The organism is Dactylosporangium sp. CA-139066 (assembly GCF_050936175.1).
GTDB lineage: Bacteria > Actinomycetota > Actinomycetes > Mycobacteriales > Micromonosporaceae > Dactylosporangium.
In genome coordinates this window covers 625378-648490 of sequence record NZ_JBNJNH010000001.1, presented here as the reverse complement: position 1 = coordinate 648490, position 23113 = coordinate 625378, and the positions used below count along the sequence as shown (strand labels likewise).

The following is a 23113-nucleotide window of genomic DNA, read 5'->3' as shown; positions in this document are numbered from 1 at the left end:
CCTAGATAGATTTGATTTCGCAGTACCCAAAACAGGCAAGATGACCATATGCAGATCCTCATCGCGGGGGCGTCCGGCTTTCTTGGCCGGCACCTGGTGTCGCACCTGCGCAATGCCGGGCATCACGTCACGCCGCTGGTTCGGCGGCCGCCGCGGCCGGGTGAGGTGCGGTGGGACCCGACGGCCGGCGTGCTTGACGCCTCCGTCGTGGCGAAGGCGGACGCCGTGATCAACCTGGCGGGGGCCGGGGTCGGGGACAAGCGGTGGACGGCGGAGTACAAGAAGGTCCTGCTCGACAGCCGGGTCGATACCACGCGGACCATTGCGCTCGCCGTCGCCGCGGCCGAGCGTAAGCCTCGGGTGCTGCTCAACGCGTCCGCGGTCGGGTACTACGGCGACACCGGCGATCGGGCCGTCGACGAGTCGTCGCCCGCGGGTGAGGGGTTCCTCGCCGACCTGTGCAAGGTGTGGGAGGCGGCGACGCACCCGGCCGAGGATGCCGGGACCCGCGTCGTGCTGATGCGGACCGGGTTTCCGCTCGACAAGGAAGCGGGGCTGCTCAAGCCGCTGTACCTGCAGTTCCGGCTGTTCGCGGGCGGGCGCATGGGCGACGGGCGGCAGTACATGCCGTGGATCTCGGTGCCGGACTGGCTGGGCGCCGTGTCGTTCCTGCTCGATCGCGAGATCTCCGGGCCGGTCAACCTCACCGGGCCCGAGCCGGTCACCAACGCCGAGTTCTCCGCGGCGCTCGGGCGCGTGCTGAACCGGCCCGACCTGCTGCCGGTGCCGGGGTTCGCGCTGCGCATGGCGGTCGGCGAGTTCGGGCGGGAGGCCCTGGCCAGCCAGCGGGTGATGCCGGCGGTGCTGGTGCGCGCGGGGTTCACCTTCGCGCACCAGACCGTCGACGAGGCCCTTCAGCAGGCCGTGTCGTCGATCACCCAGTAGTTCGCGCCGGTCTGGCGCAGGCCGTGGGTGGTGAACACGTTGTAGAGGCCCATGTTCTGGTTGGAGCCGTTGGCGTACACGTACCCGAGGCTCTGGTGCGCCCGGCCCGCGGAGACGTGGGCGTAGTTCGTCGCCCGGACGCATTGGCCGCCGCCGCCCTGCGACGGGGTGGGAGACGGAGAAGCGGAAGCCGAGGGGGTGGGGGAGGGCGCGGTGCCGTTGTCCAGGCCCCAGTCCACCGCCTGGTAGTACGACGAGCAGATCGTGTCCTTGTAGTACGTCCCGGCGGTGCCGCACTGGTCGGTCGCCGAGCCGGGGTGGACGGGCGTGGCGTGCGGCATGCCCGACACGAGGTACACCTTCACCTGGTCGCCGTAGTTCGACAGCGACGTGCCGCCGGGCAGGGACGCGGTCGAGGTCGGCGTCTGGGACACCCCGAGCACGTTGGTCCACTGGTCACGCAGCTCGGTGGCGTTGGCGGGGGCGACCGTCGTGTCCGAGGTGCCGTGCCAGATCGCGACGCGAGGGCGGGCGCCGCTGTACCCCGAATACGCCGCCCGGACCAGGTCGCCCCACGCCGCCGGGGTCTTGTCGACGCCCGGGTTCATGCAGCTGTACGCGCTCGTCGTCGAGGTCGCGCAGCGGTACGGCAGCCCGGCCATGATCGCGCCCCCGGCGAAGACGTCGGGATACGTGGCGAGCATCACGGCGGTCATCGCGCCGCCGGCGGACAGGCCGGTGACGTAGACGCGGGCGGCGTTCGTGCCGTAGTTCGCGACGGCGTAGTCGACCATCTGCTTGATCGACAGCGCCTCTCCCCCGCCGCGGGCGGTGTCGCCGGTCTCGAACCAGTTGAAGCAGCTCGTGCTGTTGTTCGCCGACTTCTGCTCGGGCAGGACCAGCGCGAAGTGCCACAGGTCGGCGTACTTGCGCCAGCCGGAGTTGGTGAAGTAGTCGTTCGCGTTCTGGGTGCAGCCGTGCATCGCCACCACGAGCGGGGCGCCCGAGGGCAGGCCGTCGGGGCGGTACGAGTACATGGTCAGGTTTCCGGGGTTCGACCCGAAGCCGGCGACGCTGGTCAGCGTGGCGGCGTAGGCCGGCGTGGAGACGGTGGTGAGCGCTATGGCGGCGGCGAGCGCCGCGAAGGCGGGCAGGACGAGGCGCAGGATGCGGGGCATGGCGGTGCCCTCCTCTCGGATGGAGCACCACGGTAGGTGTGAGCTTCGACGCACCACTATGTCCGAATCCCACATAATCCGGGGCGGGATAGTCTGGCCTCGTGCGAATCATCCAGGCCGGGCTGGTCGACTACGAGACGGCGCTCGCCGAGCAGCGGCGCATCCATGCCGAGGTGGCCGAGGGCGCGGCGCCGGACACGGTGCTGCTGCTGGAGCACCCGAGCGTCTACACGGCCGGCAAGCGCACCGAGCCCGCCGACCGGCCGTTCGACGGGACGCCGGTGATCGACGTCGACCGCGGCGGCAAGATCACCTGGCACGGGCCGGGGCAGCTGGTCGGCTACCCGATCGTGCGGCTGGCCGATCCCGTGGACGTGGTGGCGTACGTGCGGCGCATGGAGCAGATGCTCATGGACGTCTGCGCGGAGCTGGGCGTGGCCACGATGCGGGTCGAGGGGCGCAGCGGCGTCTGGGTGGCGGCGGACGAGCGCGGGCCCGAGCGCAAGGTCGCGGCCATCGGCATCCGGGTCGCCCGCGGGGTCACGCTGCACGGGTTCGCGTTGAACGCTGACTGCGACCTTTCGCGGTACGACATCTTCGTGCCCTGCGGCATCCGCGACGCGGGGGTCACGTCACTGTCGGCCGAGCTGGGCCGGGACGTGACCGTCGAGGAGGTCCTGCCGATCGTGGAGCGGCACCTCAAGACGCTGTACTGAGCACCCGGTAGGCGACGACGGGAATGAGCTCCGGGTCGACGTCGTCGAGGCGATCCTGGTCGTCGCACGCGAACCCGAACAGCGCCTGCATCGAGACGCAGCCCAGCTCGACCGGGTCCACGTCGGCGGGCTCGAAGCCGAGCGGGTCGCCCTCGTCCTCGAGCACGCCCGGGTCGGCGGAGACGCTCAGCGCGCGCACCCGGTCGCCGTCCCGCCAGACGCCGTAGCTGCACCAGGCGGCGTCGCTGTGTGCGGCGTGGAGATACACGTTGCGCCGCTCGGTGGCGGCGAGCACCGCCGGGTCGAGCTCCGACGGGCGGCGCGGGGTGAGGCCCCAGCTGCACACCAGGTCGAGGCCGGCGAAACAGCCGACCACGGCGACGTCGGCGGGCGGGTTGAGCGCGTCGACGAGCAGCTCGTCGCCGATCTCCTCCACGGTCGCGCCGGGGAAGAGCCGTTCGACGAGTGTGCGCGTGGCCGGCTTGTCGAGGATGGGGTAGGAGCGAAGCACGTCGACGGGGTTGCCGTCGGAAAAGATCATGATCGTGTTGCTGAGCGCCACGAATGCCTCATTGCCGTACCACCCGTTCGGGAAACCTCGCCAACGTGACGTCAATCGCGTTCCCATGGATCGAGCAGCCCCCGGGCGTAGTCTTCGAACCGTGACCGCCGTTGTTCCCGAAGGCCGTCGTCTGCTGCGCATCGAAGCGCGAAACGCGGAGACGCCGATTGAGCGCAAACCGCCGTGGATCAAGGTCTCGGCCAAGATGGGTCCCGAGTACACGCACCTGCGGGGGCTCGTCCAGCGCGAGGGCCTCCACACGGTCTGCCAGGAAGCCGGCTGTCCCAACATCTACGAATGCTGGGAGGATCGCGAGGCGACCTTCCTCATCGGCGGCGATCAGTGCACGCGCCGCTGCGACTTCTGCCAGATCGACACCGGAAAGCCGGCCGAGTTCGACGCGGACGAGCCGCGGCGGGTCGCCGAGTCCGTGGCGACGATGGGGCTGAAGTACGCCACCGTGACCGGCGTGGCCCGCGACGACCTGCCCGACGGCGGCGCCTGGCTCTACGCCGAGACCGTCCGGCAGATCCACGCCCTCGTCGAGGGCTGCGGCGTCGAGCTGCTCATCCCCGACTTCAACGGCGAGCCGGAGCTGCTGGCCGAGGTGTTCGCGGCCGAGCCCGAGGTGCTCGCGCACAACGTCGAGACCGTGCCGCGGATCTTCAAGCGCATCCGCCCGGCGTTCCGCTACGAGCGCTCGCTCGCCGTGCTGACCAGCGCCCGCGAGGCCGGGCTGGTCACCAAGTCCAACCTGATCCTCGGCATGGGCGAGGAGCGGTCCGAGGTGTCGCAGGCGCTGAAGGATCTGCACGCGGCCGGCTGCGAGCTGGTGACGATCACGCAGTACCTGCGGCCGTCGCCCCGCCACCACCCCGTCGAGCGCTGGGTGAAGCCGGAGGAGTTCGTCGAGCTGCGCGAGGAGGCCGAGCAGATCGGCTTCGCGGGCGTGCTGAGCGGGCCGCTGGTGCGCTCCTCCTACCGGGCGGGCCGACTGTACCGCCAGGCGCTGGAGAACCGGGCTCTCAACGCGTGATGTCATCCCTCTAGACTCGGAGGCATGGCAAAGGCCCAGGAGCCGGAGAAGGTTTCCTTCTTCACTCGGCTCAAGCAGATCGGCATGGTGTTCTCGTTCACCGCGAAGCGCGACAAGGCGTTCGTCCCGCTCGTCGTGACGGTTGTCCTCGTGCCGCTGATCGCGGTGGGCATCGCTATCGCGCTGGGCGTGTCGTGGATCTGGTCCCCGCTGGGCATCCTGCTGGCCCTGCTCGGCACCGTCATCGTGCTCAACCTGCGCTCGCAGAAGGCCATGATGAAGGAGGCCGAGGGGCAGCCGGGCGCGGCGGCGTCGATCATCGAGAACATGCGCGGCGACTGGCGGGTGAGCCCGGCGATCGCGTCCACGACGCAGTTCGACATGGTGCACCTGGTCATCGGCCGCCCCGGCGTGATCCTGATCGGCGAGGGCAACACGAGCCGGGTCAAGGGGCTGCTCGGCCAGGAGCGGCGCCGCCTGGTGAAGGTGATCGGCAACGCCGAGCTGCGCGACTACATCGTCGGCAACGAGGAGGGCCAGATCCCCCTCGCCAAGCTGCGCACGACGCTGGTCAAGCTGCCCCGCTCGATCACCGCCAAGGACGTCAACTCCCTGGACAAGCGGCTGACCGCGCTCTCGGCGCGCCCGCAGATGCCCCGGGGCGCCCTGCCCAAGAACATGAAGCCCCCGAAGGGCCAGTTCAAGGCGATGCGCGGGCGCTGAACAACCGTCAGACGGCCTGCACGACCGAGCCGGCCGCTCGATCGTGCAGGCCGCGCTGGTGCTCGTCCATGATCAGCGCGGTGATGAGCGGGAGCATGACGACGGCCCGCAGGAGCGCCCGCGGTACACCCAGCGGCTGCCCTGTGTTCATGGACACACAGCGGATGCGCATGAGCCGCATGCCCAGCGTCTGGCCGAAAAAGCCCAGGAACAGGGCGTACACAACGACGAAGATGCCCGGCGCGAGCCACGGCTCATCGGTAGGCTTCGCGAAGGCACCCGCGATGAGCAGGCACGAGATCCAGTCGATCAGCAGCGCGCCGAAACGGCGGGCCAGCGGTGCGGGTTCCACGGCGGGTCAGACTACCGAACCGCGCACCTCGTCTGATCGGGCGACTCACGACCGGCGAAACACAGCGGAAACAATCGAGACACGCCGGGGCAATCGCACGGTTCTACGGTCGCGACCAACCAGCCACCTTCACACTGAAGTGATCACCAGACTGGTCATGCCTGCGATCTGGAGGACGAGGACGAGTGTTCGCCAATTCTGAAGAGCTGTTGCGATACGTGAAGGATGAGGGTGTCCGCTTCGTCGACGTTCGCTTCTGCGACCTGCCGGGCGTGATGCAGCACTTCAACGTCCCGGTCGAGTCATTCGACGAAAAGGTCTTCAGCGAGGGCCTGGCCTTCGACGGCTCGTCCATCCGTGGCTTCCAGGCGATCCACGAGTCGGACATGCTGCTCCTGCCCGACGCCACGTCGGCGTTCATCGACCCGTTCCGGGTCGAGAAGACGCTGGCCCTGAACTTCTTCATCCACGACCCGTTCACCCGCGAGGCCTACTCGCGTGACCCGCGCAACGTGGCGAAGAAGGCGGAGGCGTACCTCAAGTCGAGCGGCATCGCCGACACGGCGTACTTCGGCCCCGAGGCGGAGTTCTACATCTTCGACTCGATCCGCCACGAGACGTCGGCGAACCAGGCGTACTACTACATCGACTCCATCGAGGGCTGGTGGAACTCCGGCAAGGAAGAGCCGGGCGGCAACCGCGGGTACAAGACCGCCTACAAGGGTGGCTACTTCCCGGTCCCGCCGGTCGACCACTACGCCGACCTGCGTGACCAGATCGTGCAGCGGCTGCTGGGCGCCGGCTTCGTCGTCGAGCGCTCGCACCACGAGGTGGGCACCGCCGGCCAGGCCGAGATCAACTACAAGTTCTCGACGCTGCTGCACGCGGGCGACCAGCTCCAGCTGTTCAAGTACATCGTGAAGAACACCGCGTGGGCGGCCGGCAAGACCGCGACGTTCATGCCGAAGCCGCTCTTCGGCGACAACGGCTCGGGCATGCACACCCACCAGTCGCTCTGGCTGGGCGGCGAGCCGCTGTTCTACGACGAGGCCGGCTACGGCGGCCTGTCGGACACGGCCCGCTGGTACATCGGCGGCCTGCTGCACCACGCCCCGTCGCTGCTGGCCTTCACCAACCCGACCGTGAACTCCTACCGGCGCCTGGTGCCCGGCTACGAGGCGCCGGTCAACCTGGTGTACTCGCAGCGCAACCGCTCGGCCTGCACGCGCATCCCGGTGACGGGCACCAACGCGAAGGCCAAGCGCGTCGAGTTCCGCGTGCCGGACCCGTCGGCCAACGTCTACCTGGCCTTCTCGGCCATGCTGATGGCCGGCCTGGACGGCATCAAGAACAAGATCGAGCCGCCGGCCCCGATCGACAAGGACCTCTACGACCTCCCGCCGGAGGAGGTCGCGAACGTCAAGCAGGTCCCGGGCTCGCTCGACGAGGTGCTCAACACCCTGGAGGCCGACCACGGCTTCCTGCTCGAGGGCGGCGTGTTCACCCAGGACCTGGTGGACACCTGGATCTCGTACAAGCGGGCCAACGAGGTGGACCCGGTCCGCCTGCGCCCGACCCCGCACGAGTTCGCCATGTACTACGACGTCTGATCGTCGCCTCGCGAACGGCCCGCTCCCTCCGGGGGGCGGGCCGTTTCGCTCCCCGGCCCTGACCGTCGGCCCGGTCGCCCCGATGTGATAAGCCGGGGCGATGGAAGCATCCACCGGCATCGGCCCGTCGGCCCCGGGCGGGCGCGCGCTCGCCGCCGGCCGCGTCGACGGCGTGGCCGTGACCGGCGACGGCGCCACGATCGACGCGCGGGCGCAGCCCGGCAACCACATGACGGTGTACCTCCAGGGCGCCCCCGCCGACCCGGTGGTCCCCGCCCCGCGCCAGCCCGGGGTGTGGCCCGAGATCTGGAACCTCGAGCACCGCAACGCCGGCTTCACCGGCCGCGAGCGCGAGCTGGCCACGCTGCGCGAGCGCCTCACCGCCGGCGGCCCCGACGCCGTGCAGGCGCTGTGCGGCATGGGCGGCATCGGCAAGACCCAGCTCGCCGCCGAGTACGCGCACCGCAACAAGGACGCCTACGACATCGTGTGGTCGATCTCGGCCGAGCAGGCAGGATTGATCGGCGAGCAGTACACCGCCCTCGGCGTCGCCCTGGGCGTCGTCGACCCGCAGGCCGACAGCACGATCGCCGAGCACGCGGTGAAGGCCCGCCTGCGCGCCACCGACCGCTGGCTGCTCATCTTCGACAACGCCGAGGCCGAGGAGGACCTGACCCGCTGGCTCCCGGGCGGCATCGGCCACGTGATCATCACCTCACGCAGCCGCCACTGGACCCACCTGGCCCGCGTCCTCGACGTCGACGTGCTGACCCGCGCGGAGTCGGTCGAGCTGCTCACCACCCACCTCCCGCTCATGGCCGCCGCCGACGCCGCCCGGATCGCCGAGGCCCTGGGCGACCTCCCCCTGGCCCTGGCCCAGGCCGCCGGCTTCCTGGCCGAGACCGCGATGTCGGTGGACGAGTACCTGGCCGCGCTGCACGACGAGGCCCAGGTGGTCCTGGACGAGGGCCGCCCGATCGACTACCCGCGCTCCCTGGCCACGGTCATCGCCCTGAGCAGCGAGAAGCTGGCCGCCCTCGACCCCGCCGCCCTCGCGATGCTGCAGGTCTGCGCCCTGCTCGCGCCGGAGCCGGTCCACCCGGAGCTCATCGCCGCCATCGCCGCCGATCTGCCTCTGCTCGGCCCGCTGTCGGCCGTCATGGCCAAGCCGATGGCCCGGGCCCGCAGCGAGCGCCGCATCGGCACCTACTGCCTCGCCCGGGTCACCCCCGACGGCCTGGTCCTGCACCGCCTCGTCCAGGCCGTCCTCCGCGACCAACTCCCCCCGGTGGACGCGGCCGTGTTGCGCGCCCGCATCGAGACGGTCCTCGGCGCGGCCGAGCCAGGCGACCCGCGCGACACTGCCAACTGGCCCGCCTGGGGCCGCCTATTGCCGCACCTGCTGGCCGCCGACCCTGCCCAAACGACCAACCCCGCGCTGCGCCTCCTCGCTCGCGATGCCATCGTCCATCTGCTCGTGCGGGGCGAGCCACGACCGGCCCATGATCTGGCGGCGCGCCTGGTCGCGGCGTGGCGCGAGACGCTGGGCGAGGACCACCCGGACACGCTGCTCGCCGCGACGGAACTGGTATGGACCTATCGGGACATCGGCCGGTACGACCGGATGCGTCCGCTCGCGGAGGACACCCTTGATCGCAAGCGGGCAGTGTTCGGCGAGGACCACCCTGACACCTTGCGCTCGGCCAGCAATCTCGCCGTGGTCGTGGCGGCGCTCGGCCTGGACCGTGAGGCGCGCGAGATGGACGAGGACACCCTGGTCCGGCGGCGCCGCGTGCTCGGAGAAGACGATCCGGACACGCTCACCACCAGGAGCAATCTCGCCGCCACGCTGAACCCAGCCACCCGACAACACGCCGGGCGCGCCTAGCGCGGGACGAGATCGCCGAGGCGATGGGTGGGTCGCGGAGGCGGAAGAAGCGTTAGGCGTCGTCGAAGATGCGCTCGACGGCGGCCCTCGCGCGGCGGGCCACGCGCAGGTAGTCGTCGAGGAACTCCTGGGGTTCGGACGACGGGGACAGGACCGAGGCGGCCGCGGCCAGGTCGGGGCCCTGGCGTGGGAGCTGGTCGGTGGGGCGGCCGCGGACCAGCGTCAGCAGGTTGCGCACGCGCGAGGCCTGGCGCCAGGCGGCCTCCAGAGCCGTGGCGTCGGACCGGTCGAGCAGGCCGGCGGCCGTGGCGGCGGTCAGGGCCTCCAGCGTCCGCGGGGTTCGCAGCGACGGTACGGCGTGGCCGTGCTGCAACTGCAGCAGCTGCACGGTCCACTCGACGTCGGCGAGGCCGCCGCGGCCCAGCTTGGTGTGGGTGGCGGGGTCGGCGCCGCGCGGGAGGCGTTCGCTGTCCACGCGGGCCTTCAGGCGGCGGATCTCGTGGATCTGGTCGCGGGTCAGGCCGCCCGCCGGGTAGCGGGTGGCGTCGGCCAAGGACAGGAAGCGGGCGCCCAGGGACTCGGAGCCGGCGACCGCGCGGGCGCGCAGCAGCGCCTGGGCCTCCCACACCTTCGACCAGCGGGCGTAGTACTGCTTGTAGGCGCCCAGGCTGCGCACCAGCGGGCCCTGGCGGCCCTCCGGGCGCAGGTCGGCGTCGACGCCCAGCGGCGGGTCGTGGGCCGGGCGGGCCAGCAGGCGGCGCAGCTCCTCGGCGATGGTCAGGGCCACGCCGCTCGCGGTGTCCTCGGCCATGCCGGCGGGGGTCTCGTAGACGAACAGGACGTCGGCGTCCGAAGGGTAGCTGGTCTCGGCGCCGCCCAGGCGGCCCATGCCGATGATGGCGAACTCCAGCGGGGCCGAGGCGCCGGTGACGCCGAGCGTCGCGCGCAGGGTGGCGTCGATGACCGCCGACAGGGCGTCGCCGACCTCCGTCACGTCGAGCAGGCCGAGCAGGTCGGCGCAGGCGATGCGGAAGAGCTCGCGGCGGCGCAGGGCGCGCACCGCGTTGATGGCGGCCTCGGGGTCGTCGTGGCGGGCGGCCGCGGCGGCGAAGCCCTCGGTGAGCACCTCGGCGCTGCGCGGGACGAGCTCGGCGTCGTCGGCCAGCAGGCGCAGGGCCTCCGGGTCGTGGACGAGGAGCTCGGTGACGTACCGCGACAGGGCGAGCAGCCGCGCCAGGCGCAGGGCGACCGGGCCCTCGTCGCGCAGCAGGCGCAGGTACCACGGGGTATTGCCGACCTTCTCCGACACCTGACGGTAGGCCAGCAGGCCGCGGTCGGGCTCGGGGGCGTCGGCGAACTCGCTGAGCATCGCCGGCAGCAGCTGGCGCTGGATCGCCGCCGTTCGCGACAGGCCGCCGGTGAGGGCCTCGATGTGCCGCAGCGCGCCGGCCGGGTCGGCGAAGCCGAGCAGGTCGAGGCGGGCGCGGGCCTTGTCGGGGGTGAGGCGCAGCTGCTCGGAGGGGACCCGCGCGACGGCCTCGAGCAGCGGGCGGTAGAAGAGCTTCGCGTGCAGGCGGCGGACCTCGCCGGCGTGGCGTACCCATTCGGCTCGGAACGACTCGACGGCGTCGCGGGCGGCGTTCGGGCGGTAGCCGAGGGCGTGGGCGAGCCAGCGCAGGCCGGCCGGGTCGTCGGGGACGGTGTGGGTGCGGCGCAGGCGCTGCAGCTGCAGGCGGTGCTCGACGACGCGCAGGAACCGGTAGGCGCGCAGCAGCGCCTCGCCGTCGGCCAGGCCGACGTAGCCGCCCTCGATCAGCGCCCGCAGGCCGGCCAGGGTGGTCGGGGTGCGCAGCGACTCGTCGGCGCGGCCGTGAACGAGCTGCAGCAGCTGTACCGCGAACTCGATGTCCCGAAGGCCGCCCGGGCCCCGCTTGATCTCGCGGTCGACCTCGGCGCGCGGGATGGCCTCGATGATGCGCCGGCGCATGCCGCGGACCTCGTCGACGGCCTCGGGGCGCTCGGCGGCCGACCAGATGAGCGGCTGCAGCTCGGCCAGCCACACCTGACCCAGCGCGATGTCGCCGGCGGCCGGGCGGGCCTTGAGCAGGGCCTGGAACTCCCAGGTCTTGGCCCACTTCTTGTAGTACGCCAGGTGCGAGGCGACGGTGCGCACCAGCGCGCCGCGGCTGCCCTCGGGGCGCAGCTGGGCGTCGACGGGCCAGGCGACGTGGCCGCAGATCTCCATCATGCGCGCGGCGAGCGCGCTGCCGGCCCGCATCGCGGTCTCGGTGTCGGCGCCGTGATCGGGCTCGGCGACGAAGACGACGTCGACGTCGCTGACGTAGTTGAGCTCGCGGCCGCCGCACTTGCCCATCGCGATCACGGCGAGCCGGCAGGCGTCGGAGCCCCGCTCGGCGACGGCGATCGCGAGGGCCGCCTCCAGGGTGGCGTCGGCGAGCTCGGTCAGGCGGCGCATGGTGATCTCGACGTCGGCGGCGCCCGTCAGGTCGGCGGCCACGATGCGCAGCAGTTCCCGGCGGTACCCACTGCGCAGCAACGGCACGGTGGACACGTCGCGCGTGGAGTATCCGGCCGCGCGCCGGTTCTGCTCGCCGACCAGCTCGCGCCACTCGTCGGGGTTGGCCACCAGCAGGTCGCCGAGGGTCGCCGAGACGCCGAGGACGCCGATGAGGCGGCGGCGCAGGGCCTTGTCCTCGCGGACCGCGACGGTGACCTCCTCCCCCGCCGCCTCGACGAGCCGGTGCAGCTGGAACAGCGCGAGGTCGGGGTCGGCGGCGAAGTACAGCGTGTCGAGCACGGCCGCGGCTTCGTCGTCGACCGGGCGGCGGCCCTCCGGGTCCCACAGCCCCAGCCCGTCGGGGCCGGCCATCGCCTCGGTGCGCTCGCTGGCCGTGAAGCCGAAGCGCGCGAGATGGCCGGGGCCGGTCTTGGCGGTCGGGTCCATCAGCGCGGCCCGATCAGCGGCAGGGAGCGCAGCCCGCCCTCGCCGGCGCGCGGCACCCGGCCCAGGGCGACCGCCGCGAACCGCTCGACGAACGGCTTCCAGATCTCCTCGACGTCGCCGAGCGCGGCATCGACCCGCTCGAGCAGCTCCACGGCGTCGATGCCGAGCTCGCCGAGCGTGCCGACGCCCTCCATCGCCCACTGCGCGAACATCTCGATGTCGCACTCGATGTGGAACTGCAGGCCCCAGGCGGCGGAGCCGATGCGGTACGCCTGGACGGGGTAGTTCGTCGACGCGGCCAGCAGGGTGGCGTTGGCCGGCAGCTCGACGATCTCGTCGAGGTGCCACTGCAGGACGTCGGGCGCGAACGGCACCGCGGCGAAGATCGGGTCGTTGTCGGCGACGTCGCGGCGCGCGACCAGGCGCACGCCGATCTCGGGCCCGGCGGCGCTGCGCTCGACGGTGCCGCCGTGGGCCTGGGCGAGCAGCTGCGCGCCGAGGCAGATCGCCAGGGTCGGCACCTTGTGCCGGACCGCCTTGCGCAGCAGCCCGTCGAGCTGGTCGAACCAGGGCGCGCCGCGCTCGCCGCCGGCGTCGGGGAAGGCGTCCTGCTCGCCGCCGAGCACGACCAGCGCGGCGTACTCGTCGAGGTTCTCCGGCAGCGCATCCCCGGCGTGCGGGCGCAGCACGTGCGGCCGCAGCCCGCCGGACACGAGCCAGTCCCCCAGCCGGCCGGGACCGTCCGACGGATCGTTCTCGACCACAAGTGCTGTAGAACCCCGGGGGAAGCTCTCGATCGTCACGTCCCGACAATAACGACCGTGCGGCCTCTGGAACCCGGCGACGTCGTCCGGCTCGTGTCCCCGTCCGGCCCCGCGGCGCCCGAGCGCGTCGCCCGGGGCGTGGAGCTGCTCGAGTCGTGGGGGCTGCGGGCCGAGCCGGCGCCGCACGTCCTGGATCGTCGTGGCTATTTCGGCGGTACGGATGATGCCCGCCTCGACGACCTGAACGCCGCCCTGGCCGATCCGCGGGTGCGCGCGGTGATCTGCACGCGCGGCGGCTACGGCGCGCAGCGCATCGTCGAGCGCGTCCGCTTCGGCGAGCCCAAGCCGATCGTCGGCTTCTCCGACATCACCGCGCTGCAGCTGGCGGCGTGGCGGCACGGGCGCTGGCCGGCCGTGCACGGCCCGGGCGGCGCCTGGCTGGACGCGCGCACCCCGGCGTCGTCGGCGCAGTCGCTGCGCCGGGCGCTGATGACGGACGGGCCGTTGACGGTCCGCGGTACACCCGGGCCGGGCTCGGGAAGGGCGAGTGGCGTGCTGCTGGGCGGCAACCTGGCGATGCTGGTGAGCACGCTCGGCACCGTCGACATGCCGGACCTCGCCGGGGCCGTCGTGCTGCTGGAGGACGTCGGCGAGGCGCCGTACCGGATCGATCGGATGCTGACGCAGCTGCTGCGGGCGGGTGCGCTGGCCGGGGTGCGCGGGATCGCGCTCGGGCAGTTCACCGAGTGCGAGGGGACGGGCTCGGTCGCCGACGTGCTCGCGGAGCGGCTCGGCGGGCTCGGGGTGCCGGTGCTGGCCGGGCTGCCGATCGGGCACGGCGAGGGGCAGGAGACGGTCGTCGTCGGCGCGCCGGCCGTGCTCGACGCCGACGCCGGGACCCTGGTGAGCCGGGCCTGAGCGAGGATGGACGCATGAGCACTCTGACGCCGGGCTTCGGCGGGACCCGCCGCCGACAGCAGCCGGACCTCCCGCCGGGCCAGTACCTCGCGCACGACTTCCCGGTGCTCTCGGCCGGGCCGACGCCGCGGCTGCGCACCGACCGGTGGGAGTTCGTCATCACCACCGAGACGGGCGAGCAGAAGAAGTGGACGTGGGGCGAGTTCACCGCCCTGCCGTACGAGGACGTCACCGTCGACATCCACTGCGTGACGAAGTGGTCGAAGCTGCAGACCGGCTGGCGGGGCGTGCCGGTCGACACGCTCATGGAGGACGTCGAGACGGCCGCCGACTACGTCATGGCACACTCCTACGACGGCTACACCACCAACCTCCCCCTGGAGGACCTGCTCGACGGCCAGGCGTGGGTGGCGTACCGGTACGAGGGCGAGGCCCTGGAGGCCGAGCACGGCGGACCGGCGCGACTGCTGGTGCCGCACCTGTACCTCTGGAAGTCCGCGAAGTGGATCCACGGGCTGCGGATGATGCTGGAGGACGAGCCGGGCTTCTGGGAGGAGGCCGGCTACCACAACTACGGAGACCCATGGCGCGAGCAGCGGTACCAGGGCGACTGAGCGGTCCGAAGCGAAGCAGAGGGCGACTGAGCGGTCCGAAGCGAAGCGGAGGGGCCGCTCAGCAATGAACACAGCTTCGAAGCTCGGGCGCCCGGAGCGAAGCGGAGGGCGACTGAGCTGGCGTAAGGCCACGTTGGTTTCGGCCCGGCAGGAGACGCGCACCGCGCGGACACTGGTCTTCGACGTCCCGGACTGGCCTGGGCACCTCCCGGGCCAGCACGTGGATCTGCGCTTGACGGCGCCCGACGGCTACACGGCGCAGCGCAGCTACTCGATCGCGTCGGCGTCCGGCGTCGAGGTCACCGTCCAGCGGGTCGACGACGGCGAGGTTTCGCCGTACTTGACCGATATCTACGACATTTCGCAGTCGATCGAGCTTCGCGGGCCGATCGGCGGCTGGTTCGTGTGGCGGCCCACCGACCCCGCGCCCGTCCAGCTCATCGCGGGCGGTTCGGGGATCGTGCCGCTCATGGCGATGATCCGGTCGCGGGCCGAGAGCGGCGCGAAAACGCCGTTCAAGCTGATGTACTCGGTCCGCACGCCCGAGGACGTCATCTACGCCGACGAGTTGCGGCGGCGGGCACGCGACGACGGCGGGCTCGACGTGCAGTACGTCTACACCCGCGTGCGCGGAAGCCGGGTCGGCGTCGCGGACATCAACACGCACGCGTGGCCGAAGGACTTCGAGCCCAGCGTGTACGTGTGCGGGCCGACCGGCTTCGTGGAGACCGTGGCGGACGTCATGGTGGCGCTCGGCCACGACGCCAGGAGCATCAAGACCGAGCGCTACGGATGAAGCGTCACATCATCCCGAGGTAGCGCTCCCGCTCGAACGGGGTCACCACCCGGCGGTACTCCTCCCACTCCGTCCGCTTGTTCTTCAGGAAGAAGTCGAAGACGTGCTCGCCGAGGACCTCGGCGACCAGCTCGGAGCCGGCCATGACGTCGATCGCCTCGGCCAGGTTCTCCGGCAGCGACTCGTAGCCGGCGGCGCGCCGCTCGCCGTCGGTCAGCGCCCACACGTCGTCCTCGGCGCCCGGCGGCAGCTCGTAGCCCTGCTCGATGCCGCGCAGGCCGGCGCCGAGCATGACCGCGTAGGCGAGGTACGGGTTGCAGGCCGAGTCGAGCGAGCGGACCTCGACCCGGGCGGAGTTGGGCTTGCCGTAGGCCGGGACGCGCACCAGCGCCGAGCGGTTGCGGTGGCCCCAGCAGACGTACGCCGGCGACTCGGTGATCCGGTTGGGCAGGGTCTGCGGGAACAGCCGCTTGTAGGAGTTCACCCACTGGTTGGTGATGGCGGTGTACTCCCGGGCGTGCACCAGCAGGCCGGCGATGAACGCCTGGCCGACCTTCGACAGCTTCATCGGGTCGCTGGCATCGTGGAACGCGTTGCGCTCGCCCTCGAACAGCGACAGGTGCGTGTGCATGCCGCTGCCCGGCTGCTCGGTGAACGGCTTCGGCATGAAGGTCGCGTGCACGCCGTGCGACAGCGCGACCTCCTTGATGACGTGCCGGAACGTCATGATGTTGTCGGCCGTGGTGAGCGCGTCGGCGTAGCGCAGGTCGATCTCCTGCTGCCCGGGCGCGACCTCGTGGTGGCTGAACTCGACCGAGATGCCGATCCGCTCCAGCGCGAGGACCGCCTGGCGGCGGAAGTCGCGGGCGACGGCGTGGGTGGTGTGGTCGAAGTAACCGCCGGTGTCGACCGGCTGCGGGACGTTGCCGCCCTCGCCGAGGCTCTCGAGCAGGAAGAACTCGATCTCGGGGTGGGTGTAGAAGGTGAAGCCCTTCTCGGCCGCCTTCGACAGAGCCCGGCGCAGCACGTGGCGCGGGTCGGCCCAGGACGGCGAGCCGTCCGGCAGCGTGATGTCGCAGAACATGCGGGCGCTCTCGCCGGACATGCCGCCCTCGAACGGGAACACCTGGAACGTCGTCGGGTCGGGCATGGCGACCATGTCCGACTCGTAGACCCGGGCGAAGCCCTCGATGGCCGAGCCGTCGAAGCCGATGCCCTCCTCGAACGCCGACTCGAGCTCGGCGGGCGCGACGGAGACGCTCTTCAGCGTGCCCAGCACGTCGGTGAACCACAGCCGCACGAAGCGGATGTCGCGCTCTTCGAGCGTCCGGAGCACGAACTCCTGCTGACGGTCCACGGTTTTGCCCCCACGAGCTGCGATCTGTACACGGCCAATTCGGGCAAGTCTCGCCCGACGGTATTACACACAAGTTACCGGACCGAGGTATCTCCCCCCGCGCCGGAGTGAACGGTCCGGCTCCTGGGAAACACTGGGGGCATGCCCCGGTTGCGACTCGCGCTCGCCCAGGCCGACCTCACCGTCGGGGACGCGTCCCAGGTGCTGGCCTGGACGGCCCGCGCGGTGGCCGAGGGCGCCCACGTGGTGGCGTTCCCACCGCTCGCGCTCGACGGCGGCGAGCTGGCCCGCCGCCTGGCGGCGCGCGGCCTGGGCGACATCGTGGTGCTGGCCGGCCTGCCCGGCCTGCGCGCCCTGTACCGCGGCACGATGCACGACGGCGGCGCCTACCGGATCGGCGGCGTCGACGTCGCGGCCGAGGGCCCGGGCGCCGGGCTCGTCGTGCACGGCTGCGCGCTGCCCTACGAGCCGGACGCGGACGACTCGCGCCTGGCCGGGCTGGCCGCGCGGGCGGCGGCGGAGGACGCCGTCGTGGCCTGCGTGAACCTCGTCGGCGCGCTGCACGAGCTGGTCTTCGACGGGGATTCAATGGTGGTACGCCCGGACGGCGCCCTGATCGCCCGCGCGCCCCAGTTCGTGGAGAAGCTGCTGGTCCTCGACCTGGACCTGCCCGCCGGCACCCGCGCGGACGCCCTCGTGCTGTCGGACGCCGTGCGCGAGCCCGCGCGGCCGGCGCCGCCGCCCGAGATCGCGGCGCGGCTCACCGGCGAGGCCGAGGCCTGGCAGGCCCTCGTCCTGGGGCTGCGCGACCACGCGCGCCAGAGCGGCTTCCGCAGCGCGGCGCTGGACCTGTCGGACGGCATCGAGTCGGCCGTGGCCGCCGCGATCGCCTGCGACGCGCTCGGCCCGGCGGCGGTCGTCGGGGTGTCGATGCCCGCTCTCACGGACTCGCGGGAGGGCGCGCAGGAGTTGGCCCGGCGCACCGGCCTGGACTTCCGGGTCGAGCCGATCCAGCCGATGCTGGACGGCTTCCTGGCCAACCTGGCGCTCGACGGCGTCGCCCTGAAGAACCTGCACGAGCGGGTGCGCGGGGTGGTGCTCATGGCGCTGGCCGACCAGGAGGGGCACCTCGCGCTGTACGGCGACCTCCACCCCCTCAGGCACGTGCCCGGGCCTCGGGTGCGCAGCCTCGCCCGGTGGCGCAACGAGGAGGCGGAGCGCCGAGGCCAACCGGCCCCCATTCCCGGTTCCGGTCTGTGAAAAACCGCATCCGAACGGGCGCAATCGGCGCCGGCGGTGCGACCATCGGGGGGTAGCCCGGGGACCCCGCATGGGGCCTCGAGGATTGAACAGGAGGACGCTGATGTCCGAAGTCCCGTCCCTCTACGGCGGAGCCGTCAACCGCCGCGTTCGCACCAGGGACCTGATCGCCGCCAAGGAGCGCGGCGAGCGCTGGCCGATGCTCACCTCGTACGACCAGTACACCGCCGGCATCTTCGACGAGGCCGGCATTCCCGTCCTGCTGGTCGGGGACTCGGCGGCCAACAACGTGTACGGGTACGAGTCCACGGTCTCGGTGAGCGAGGACGAGCTGCTGCCGCTGGTGCGCGCCGTGGTCCGCTCGACCAGGCGCGCCCTCGTCGTCGGTGACCTGCCCTTCGGCTCCTACGAGGAGGGCCCCGCCCAGGCGCTGCGCACCGCCGTACGGTTCATGAAGGAGGGCGGCTGCCACGCCGTCAAGCTCGAGGGCGGCCGCCGCGTGGCCCCGCAGATCGCGGCCCTGACCAGCGCCGGCATCCCGGTCATGGCGCACATCGGCTTCACGCCGCAGAGCGAGCACACCATCGGCGGCTACCGCGTCCAGGGCCGCGGCGACGCCGCCGAGGACGTCGTCGACGACGCCCACGCGGTCGCCGAGGCCGGCGCCTTCGCCGTGGTCCTCGAAATGGTCCCCGGCGAGGTGGCGAAGCGCATCACGCACGAGCTGCACATCCCGACGATCGGCATCGGCGCGGGCGCGGACACCGACGCCCAGGTGCTGGTCTGGCAGGACATGGCGGGGCTGCGCACGGGCCGCACGCCGCGCTTCGTGAAGCGCTACGCGGACCTGGCGGGCGCCCTCTCGGAGGCGACGCGCGCTTATGCGGACGAGGTCCGCTCGGGCGTCTTCCCGGCCCAGGAACACACCTTCGACTGACCTGCCTTGCTCTCTCCCCCGGCTCGGCGCGCTGGCTGGCGCCGGGCCGGTTTTTCGACAAGTCGGGCGCTCCGCGCCGCGACTTGTCGGATTTATACCCCGACAGGCGATAAATCCGGCCAGTGGTGGTGAAACGGTCCGCGCCGCGACTCACAGCGTGCTTGGTTGCGATGCGCGGACAAGATGGCGGGCCGCCGGCACGGCATCGCGCAGCGGCACGCGACCCGCAACTTAGGGGCCCCGCAGCGCCGCTCGGGCGCTCGCAGACAAGGGCTGGCCGGTTGCGCACCGGTGGAGTGCAGCGGCGTGGTGCGATGCACTCCACGAGCGTCGACGACATTTCGCTCCACGATCATGAAAACGCGGCGGACAAATTGGACGTCGCCATCTCTCCCAGATATGGCCTGTCCGATTTGTCCCCGCCAAATCGCATGATCGTGGAGCGAAACATGCGGCTCAGACGGCGACGAGCAGGCGCTCCAGGCCGCGGATGACGTAGTTGGGCTTGTAGACGGGGTCCTCCACCAGGTGCAGATCCGGCGCCTTGGAGAGCAGCGCGCCGAACGACGCGGCCAGCTCGATGCGCGCCAGCGGGGCGCCGAGGCAGTAGTGGATGCCGGCGCCGAAGGAGATGTGCGGGTTGTCGCGGCGGGTGAGGTCCAGCCGCGACGGGTCGGCGAAGGCGGCCGGGTCGTGGTTGGCCGAGCCGAACAGCAGCGCGACCTCGCTGCCGCGCGGGATCGCCACCCCGCGGACCTCGATGTCCTCGAGGACCCACCGCTCGAACATCTGCAGCGGGGTGTCGTAGCGCATGAGCTCCTCCACCGCGGTACCGATGAGCTCGGGATCGGCTTTGAGCAGAGCGTGCTGGTCGGGGTTGAGCAGCAGGGCGCGCCAGCCGTTGCCGGTGACGTTGACCGTCGCCTCGTGGCCCGCGTTGAGCAGCAGCACGCAGGTGCCGATGAGCTCGTCCTCGCTGAGGCCCTCGACCGCCGCGAGCGCGCTCACGAGGTCGTCGCGCGGGTCCTGCTTGCGGCGGCGGGCGAGGCCGCGCAGGTACTCCGAGAACTCCTCCGACGCCCGCACCGCCGCCTCGGCCGTCTCCCGGGAGGGATTCAGCTCGTACATCCCGCAGATCGCCGCCGACCAGGGACGCAACGCGTGCCGGTCGGCCTCGGGGATGCCGAGCAGCTCGGCGATGACGGTCACCGGCAGCGGCTCGGCCACCTGCGCGATGAGGTCGCCGCCGCCCTCGGCCACGAACGCGTCGACGAGCTCGCCGGCGAGGCGCTGCACGACCGGGCGCAGCGCCTCGACCCGGCGCGGGGTGAACGCCTGCGACACGAGCCGGCGCAGCCGCGTGTGGTCCGGCGGCTCGCGGTCGAGCATGCCGTTGTTGTTGAGGGTCCAGAACGGCTCCTGGTACTGCGGCGGCGCCGCCCGCCCCATCTCCTCGTGCGTGGCCACGTGCAGGTAGCTGCGCCCGAGCCGGCGATCGCGCAGCAGCGCGTTGACGTCCTCGTGGCGCGAGATGAGGTACTGCCGGCTCGGCTCGAACCAGACGACCGGGGACTGCTCGCGCAGCCGCGCGTAGGCCGGGTAGGGCGCCGACCGGAACTCGGGCGACCAGGGGTCGAAAACGTCGGTCACAGGTCGGTCACCCGGATGCCGGCGTGGGCCTTGTACCGCTTGTTGATGGCGATCAGGTTGGCCGTGAGCGCCTCGATCTGCCCCGCGTTGCGCAGCCGCCCCGCGAACACGCCCCGCATCCCGTCGATCCGCGCCGCGAGCGCCTGCACCTGCAGCGTGGCGTCGCGGTCGTCGCCGAGCACGAGCACGTCGAGGTCCATGGCCTCGACGTCGGGGTCGGTCAGCAGTACCGCGCTGACGTGATGGAACGCCGCACACACCCGGGCGTCGGGCAGGAGGGTGGCGGCCTGCTCGGCGGCGCTGCCCTCCTCGACGCGCAGCGGATACGGCCCCTGCTTGTCGAACCCGAGCGGGTTCACGCAGTCCACCACGATCTTGCCGCCGATCAGCAGCGGCGCCAGCTCCGACACGATCCCCGCGTGGCCCTCCCACGGCACCGCGATGATGACGACGTCGGCGCCGGCGGCGTGCGCGTTGTCGCCGCCCGACACGACACCGGGCCGGACGCCGGGCATCTCGGCGAGCTCGCGCGCCGCCTGCTCGCCGCGCTCGGTCGAGCGGGATCCGACGAGGATCCGCTGGCCGGCGCGGGCGAAACGGTACGCGAGGCCGCGCCCCTGCGGCCCGGTGCCGCCGATGATGCCGACGGACAGGCCCGAGACGTCGGGCAGGGCGCTCTGGTCGTAGGTCATGTCTTCTGTTGTACCCCTTGGAAGACCACCTTCCGCTTGGCCGGGTCCGCTTCCGTGAGCCGGACCGCGATGCGCTCCCCCACCGGCAGGTCGGTCCCCTCGCAGCGCGCCCGCACCGGCGGGTCGTCGAGCGCGATGTCCGCGCGGTGCTTGTGCGGGTCGACGTCGAGCACGGCGGCCTCGAACGTCTCACCCACCCGGCCCTGCAGCAGTACCGCCTCGACGAGGTCGACCGCCCCCCGCTCGGCCGCGCCCGCCACCCGGTCGGTGCGGGTCATCACCTCGGGCAGCTTCGGCAGCGCCGCGCGCGCCCACGACGGCACCTCCGCCCCCGCGTGCAGCGCCAGGCACACCTCGGTGACATAGCGGTCGGCCAGCCGGCGCAGCGGCGCGGTCACGTGCGCGTAGGCCGCGGCCACGGCGGCGTGCAGCGGCTGCTCGGGCGGCGCCCCGTCGAACGCCGTGTAGCCGGCCCCGCGCATCATCTCGGCCGACTGATCCAGGAACGCGGCCGCCCGCGGCTGAGCGGGGTCGATCCGGGCGATCACCTGCCCGGGCGTCGCATTTTCCGGCCACGGTACCCCTAGTGCCCCCGCGGCCACCCGAAGCGCCGCGACGGTCTCGACGGGCGGCGGCGGCATCGTGCGCAGCAGCCCGACGTTGCCCTGGAGCATGATGTGCGCCGCCGCCATCCCGGTGAGCAGCGAGATCTGCGCGTTGTACTCCTCGACGGCCACCGGCGCCCGCAGCGTCAGCCGCCACCCGTCCCCGTCCGGCTCGACCTCCTGCTCGGGCATCGGCAGGTTCACGGCCCCGCGCGCCAGCCCGAGCTCGACGAGCAGCTTCCCGATCTCGGGCAGCAGCGCGATGGACGGGTGCAGCCGCCCCGCGTCCACGTCCGCCTGCACCCCGTCGTAGCTGAGCTTGGCCCGGCTCTTCACGAGCGCGCGCCGGACGTCGGTCGCCGTGGTGTTCCCGGCGCCGTCGAGGTCGATCGTCCACAGCACGGCCGGCCGCGCCTGGTCCGGCAGCAGGCTGGCCGCCCCCTCGCTCAGCACGGGCGGGTGCAGCGGCACCTTCCCGTCCGGCAGGTACACGGTCTGCCCCCGCTCCCACGTCTCTTTCTCCAGCGCCCCACCCGGCTCGACGAACGCCGCGACGTCGGCGATGGCGTAGTGCACGCGGTACCCGCCGTCGCGCCGCAGCAGGAGCAGCGCCTGGTCGAGGTCCTTGGAGGTGGGCGGGTCGATGGTCACGAACTCGAGCTCGGTGCGATCCTCCCGATCGCCGAACTGCCGCCCGGCGGCTTGTTCGGCCTCGCGCTCGGCCTCGTCGGAGAACCCCTCGGGCAACTGAAGCTCACTGCGCAGCCCACTGAAGTCGATGCGCGGAGCGACGACACGACGTACGGTCACGGCTCAGTCATACCAGCCCGCCTCACCCCCGCCCTCCGGCGAACGGCCATCCCTCACCCCACCGCCGCGTCCTCCCTCGGCTCGGAGGCCCCGGACAGGACGTATAGCCCGCTTCGGCACGGCCCTCGGGTCATCGGCGCATTGGCCAGGCGATGCCGGGCCGGACGACGTAGGACTGTGCAATGTAGGACCGAACGACACAGGGTTAGTCGGCGCCGGGCTAGTCAGCGCCGGGCGACGGCGAGCGTGGGCGAGCCTTGGCCGGGCCTGTTCCCGGGCGCCTCAGGCGCCTCAGGCGCGTCGCGGCGGCGCGGACAGCACAACGGCCGGCCTGCCCTCCGATGAGGGCGGACCGGCCGTTGTGGGTGCCGTTACGGGCGGGCCAGGCTGGCCCAGTCCTCGGGCGTCATGGTGGCGGCTTCCTCGGCGTTGTTGCCGTTCTCGCGGCCCGGGATGGCCTCGGTCGCGGGGCCCGACGCGGCGGTGGACGCGGAGTCCTCCACGGCGGTACCGGCGTCCAGGCCGCCCTCGGAGACGACCGCGGGGGGCGTCACCGGCTCGGCGACCGCGGGGGTCAGCGACTCGGGGTTGGCCTCCACGGTCTCCGGCGACGTGGCGGGGGCCGAGGTGGCCTTGCTCGCCGCCGACTTGCGGGCCGTCGTCGACTTCGCCGCCGCCTTCGCCGGAGCGGACGCGGTCTTCGCCGGGGCCGTCTTCTTCGCGGCCGTGGACTTC

21 protein-coding genes are annotated in these 23113 nt (G+C 72.1%); 11 read left to right on the top strand and 10 right to left on the bottom strand.

Annotated elements, in window-relative coordinates; translation table 11 throughout:
* Positions 1 to 48 precede the first annotated feature (48 nt).
* A complete protein-coding gene (locus tag ACQEVU_RS03065) occupies positions 49 to 945 on the top strand; it encodes a TIGR01777 family oxidoreductase (protein WP_433320187.1) in 897 nt (298 codons plus the stop codon).
* On the opposite strand, the gene ACQEVU_RS03060 is transcribed toward ACQEVU_RS03065, so the two are convergent.
* Positions 915 to 2123 (bottom strand): extracellular catalytic domain type 1 short-chain-length polyhydroxyalkanoate depolymerase, encoded by a 1209-nt coding sequence (locus ACQEVU_RS03060; RefSeq protein ID WP_433320184.1) that lies wholly within the window; start codon positions 2121 to 2123, stop codon positions 915 to 917. The two genes, ACQEVU_RS03065 and ACQEVU_RS03060, sit on opposite strands and share 31 nt — an antisense overlap.
* 101 nt (positions 2124 to 2224) lie before the next feature.
* Here ACQEVU_RS03060 and lipB point away from each other — a divergent pair, with 101 nt between their 5' ends.
* Complete coding sequence (gene lipB / locus ACQEVU_RS03055; protein ID WP_433320181.1) at positions 2225 to 2839, top strand: lipoyl(octanoyl) transferase LipB; 615 nt, start codon at positions 2225 to 2227, stop codon at positions 2837 to 2839.
* Here the strand turns inward: lipB and ACQEVU_RS03050 are convergent.
* Positions 2823 to 3401, bottom strand: coding sequence for a DUF6928 family protein (locus ACQEVU_RS03050; protein ID WP_433320178.1), 579 nt, complete (start codon positions 3399 to 3401; stop codon positions 2823 to 2825). The genes lipB and ACQEVU_RS03050 overlap by 17 nt on opposite strands.
* Before the next feature lie 64 nt (positions 3402 to 3465).
* On the opposite strand from ACQEVU_RS03050, the gene lipA reads away from it, so the two are divergent.
* Both lipA and ACQEVU_RS03040 read left to right on the top strand, forming a co-directional pair.
* Positions 3466 to 4437: a lipoyl synthase gene (gene lipA, locus ACQEVU_RS03045; RefSeq protein WP_433320175.1), complete on the top strand. Its 972-nt coding sequence runs from the start codon at positions 3466 to 3468 to the stop codon at positions 4435 to 4437.
* Positions 4438 to 4461: 24 nt separating this feature from the next.
* The gene (locus ACQEVU_RS03040) at positions 4462 to 5160 is read left to right on the top strand and encodes a DUF4191 domain-containing protein (RefSeq protein WP_433320172.1); all 699 of its coding nucleotides are present in this window, start codon (positions 4462 to 4464) and stop codon (positions 5158 to 5160) included.
* A gap of 7 nt (positions 5161 to 5167) precedes the next feature.
* Here the strand turns inward: ACQEVU_RS03040 and ACQEVU_RS03035 are convergent, their stop codons facing one another.
* Positions 5168 to 5512 carry an RDD family protein gene (locus tag ACQEVU_RS03035; protein WP_433320169.1) on the bottom strand — a complete coding sequence of 115 codons (345 nt, stop codon included), beginning with the start codon at positions 5510 to 5512 and terminating at the stop codon, positions 5168 to 5170.
* Between the two features lie 185 nt (positions 5513 to 5697).
* On the opposite strand from ACQEVU_RS03035, the gene glnA (ACQEVU_RS03030) reads away from it, so the two are divergent.
* The gene (gene glnA, locus ACQEVU_RS03030) at positions 5698 to 7122 is read left to right on the top strand and encodes a type I glutamate--ammonia ligase (protein ID WP_433320166.1); all 1425 of its coding nucleotides are present in this window, start codon (positions 5698 to 5700) and stop codon (positions 7120 to 7122) included.
* A gap of 100 nt (positions 7123 to 7222) precedes the next feature.
* Positions 7223 to 9010, top strand: coding sequence for an FxSxx-COOH system tetratricopeptide repeat protein (gene fxsT, locus ACQEVU_RS03025; RefSeq protein WP_433320163.1), 1788 nt, complete (start codon positions 7223 to 7225; stop codon positions 9008 to 9010).
* Between the two features lie 52 nt (positions 9011 to 9062).
* On the opposite strand, the gene ACQEVU_RS03020 is transcribed toward fxsT, so the two are convergent.
* Together ACQEVU_RS03020 and ACQEVU_RS03015 are read right to left on the bottom strand one after the other, a co-directional pair.
* The gene (locus tag ACQEVU_RS03020; protein WP_433320160.1) at positions 9063 to 11975 is read right to left on the bottom strand and encodes a bifunctional [glutamine synthetase] adenylyltransferase/[glutamine synthetase]-adenylyl-L-tyrosine phosphorylase; all 2913 of its coding nucleotides are present in this window, start codon (positions 11973 to 11975) and stop codon (positions 9063 to 9065) included.
* Complete coding sequence (locus tag ACQEVU_RS03015; protein ID WP_433320157.1) at positions 11975 to 12778, bottom strand: type 1 glutamine amidotransferase; 804 nt, start codon at positions 12776 to 12778, stop codon at positions 11975 to 11977. The genes ACQEVU_RS03020 and ACQEVU_RS03015 overlap by 1 nt, the downstream gene beginning before the upstream one ends.
* 9 nt (positions 12779 to 12787) lie before the next feature.
* Between ACQEVU_RS03015 and ACQEVU_RS03010 the strand changes: the two genes are divergently transcribed.
* From ACQEVU_RS03010 to ACQEVU_RS03000, 3 genes are all read left to right on the top strand, one after another.
* Positions 12788 to 13657, top strand: coding sequence for a S66 peptidase family protein (locus tag ACQEVU_RS03010; RefSeq protein ID WP_433334760.1), 870 nt, complete (start codon positions 12788 to 12790; stop codon positions 13655 to 13657).
* Between the two features lie 14 nt (positions 13658 to 13671).
* The gene (locus tag ACQEVU_RS03005) at positions 13672 to 14271 is read left to right on the top strand and encodes a sulfite oxidase-like oxidoreductase (RefSeq protein ID WP_433320154.1); all 600 of its coding nucleotides are present in this window, start codon (positions 13672 to 13674) and stop codon (positions 14269 to 14271) included.
* Positions 14272 to 14335: 64 nt separating this feature from the next.
* On the top strand, positions 14336 to 15067 hold the full coding sequence (locus tag ACQEVU_RS03000; protein WP_433320151.1) for a ferredoxin reductase: 732 nt from the start codon (positions 14336 to 14338) through the stop codon (positions 15065 to 15067).
* Positions 15068 to 15071: 4 nt separating this feature from the next.
* Here the strand turns inward: ACQEVU_RS03000 and glnA (ACQEVU_RS02995) are convergent, their stop codons facing one another.
* Complete coding sequence (gene glnA, locus ACQEVU_RS02995) at positions 15072 to 16424, bottom strand: type I glutamate--ammonia ligase (RefSeq protein ID WP_433320148.1); 1353 nt, start codon at positions 16422 to 16424, stop codon at positions 15072 to 15074.
* Between the two features lie 141 nt (positions 16425 to 16565).
* On the opposite strand from glnA (ACQEVU_RS02995), the gene ACQEVU_RS02990 reads away from it, so the two are divergent.
* Together ACQEVU_RS02990 and panB are read left to right on the top strand one after the other, a co-directional pair.
* Entirely contained in the window at positions 16566 to 17684 is a 1119-nt protein-coding gene (locus ACQEVU_RS02990) for a nitrilase-related carbon-nitrogen hydrolase (protein ID WP_433320145.1), read from the top strand.
* A gap of 103 nt (positions 17685 to 17787) precedes the next feature.
* Positions 17788 to 18621, top strand: coding sequence for a 3-methyl-2-oxobutanoate hydroxymethyltransferase (gene panB, locus ACQEVU_RS02985; protein WP_433320142.1), 834 nt, complete (start codon positions 17788 to 17790; stop codon positions 18619 to 18621).
* 456 nt (positions 18622 to 19077) lie between these two features.
* Here panB and ACQEVU_RS02980 read toward each other — a convergent pair whose 3' ends face one another.
* The 4 genes from ACQEVU_RS02980 to ACQEVU_RS02965 all read right to left on the bottom strand — a co-directional run bounded on the left by ACQEVU_RS02980 (position 19078) and on the right by ACQEVU_RS02965 (position 22977).
* Positions 19078 to 20271 carry a cytochrome P450 gene (locus ACQEVU_RS02980; protein WP_433320139.1) on the bottom strand — a complete coding sequence of 398 codons (1194 nt, stop codon included), beginning with the start codon at positions 20269 to 20271 and terminating at the stop codon, positions 19078 to 19080.
* A complete protein-coding gene (gene npdG / locus ACQEVU_RS02975) occupies positions 20268 to 20963 on the bottom strand; it encodes an NADPH-dependent F420 reductase (protein ID WP_433320136.1) in 696 nt (231 codons plus the stop codon). The genes ACQEVU_RS02980 and npdG overlap by 4 nt, the downstream gene beginning before the upstream one ends.
* Complete coding sequence (locus ACQEVU_RS02970) at positions 20960 to 22378, bottom strand: RNB domain-containing ribonuclease (RefSeq protein WP_433320133.1); 1419 nt, start codon at positions 22376 to 22378, stop codon at positions 20960 to 20962. The genes npdG and ACQEVU_RS02970 overlap by 4 nt, the downstream gene beginning before the upstream one ends.
* 371 nt (positions 22379 to 22749) lie before the next feature.
* Entirely contained in the window at positions 22750 to 22977 is a 228-nt protein-coding gene (locus tag ACQEVU_RS02965; protein WP_433320130.1) for a hypothetical protein, read from the bottom strand.
* Positions 22978 to 23113: the final 136 nt, after the last annotated feature.

Bases quoted from the DNA above. Each gene is read 5' to 3' on its own strand.
- fxsT (WP_433320163.1), top strand. From the start codon at position 7,223: ATGGAAGCATCCACCGGCATCGGCCCGTCGGCCCCGGGCGGGCGCGCG.
- panB (WP_433320142.1), top strand. From the start codon at position 17,788: ATGTCCGAAGTCCCGTCCCTCTACGGCGGAGCCGTCAACCGCCGCGTT.
- ACQEVU_RS03065 (WP_433320187.1), top strand. From the start codon at position 49: ATGCAGATCCTCATCGCGGGGGCGTCCGGCTTTCTTGGCCGGCACCTG.
- ACQEVU_RS03020 (WP_433320160.1), bottom strand. From the start codon at position 11,975: ATGGACCCGACCGCCAAGACCGGCCCCGGCCATCTCGCGCGCTTCGGC.
- ACQEVU_RS02990 (WP_433320145.1), top strand. From the start codon at position 16,566: ATGCCCCGGTTGCGACTCGCGCTCGCCCAGGCCGACCTCACCGTCGGG.
- ACQEVU_RS03040 (WP_433320172.1), top strand. From the start codon at position 4,462: ATGGCAAAGGCCCAGGAGCCGGAGAAGGTTTCCTTCTTCACTCGGCTC.
- npdG (WP_433320136.1), bottom strand. From the start codon at position 20,963: ATGACCTACGACCAGAGCGCCCTGCCCGACGTCTCGGGCCTGTCCGTC.
- ACQEVU_RS03005 (WP_433320154.1), top strand. From the start codon at position 13,672: ATGAGCACTCTGACGCCGGGCTTCGGCGGGACCCGCCGCCGACAGCAG.
- lipA (WP_433320175.1), top strand. From the start codon at position 3,466: ATGGATCGAGCAGCCCCCGGGCGTAGTCTTCGAACCGTGACCGCCGTT.
- ACQEVU_RS03000 (WP_433320151.1), top strand. From the start codon at position 14,336: ATGAACACAGCTTCGAAGCTCGGGCGCCCGGAGCGAAGCGGAGGGCGA.
- ACQEVU_RS03060 (WP_433320184.1), bottom strand. From the start codon at position 2,123: ATGCCCCGCATCCTGCGCCTCGTCCTGCCCGCCTTCGCGGCGCTCGCC.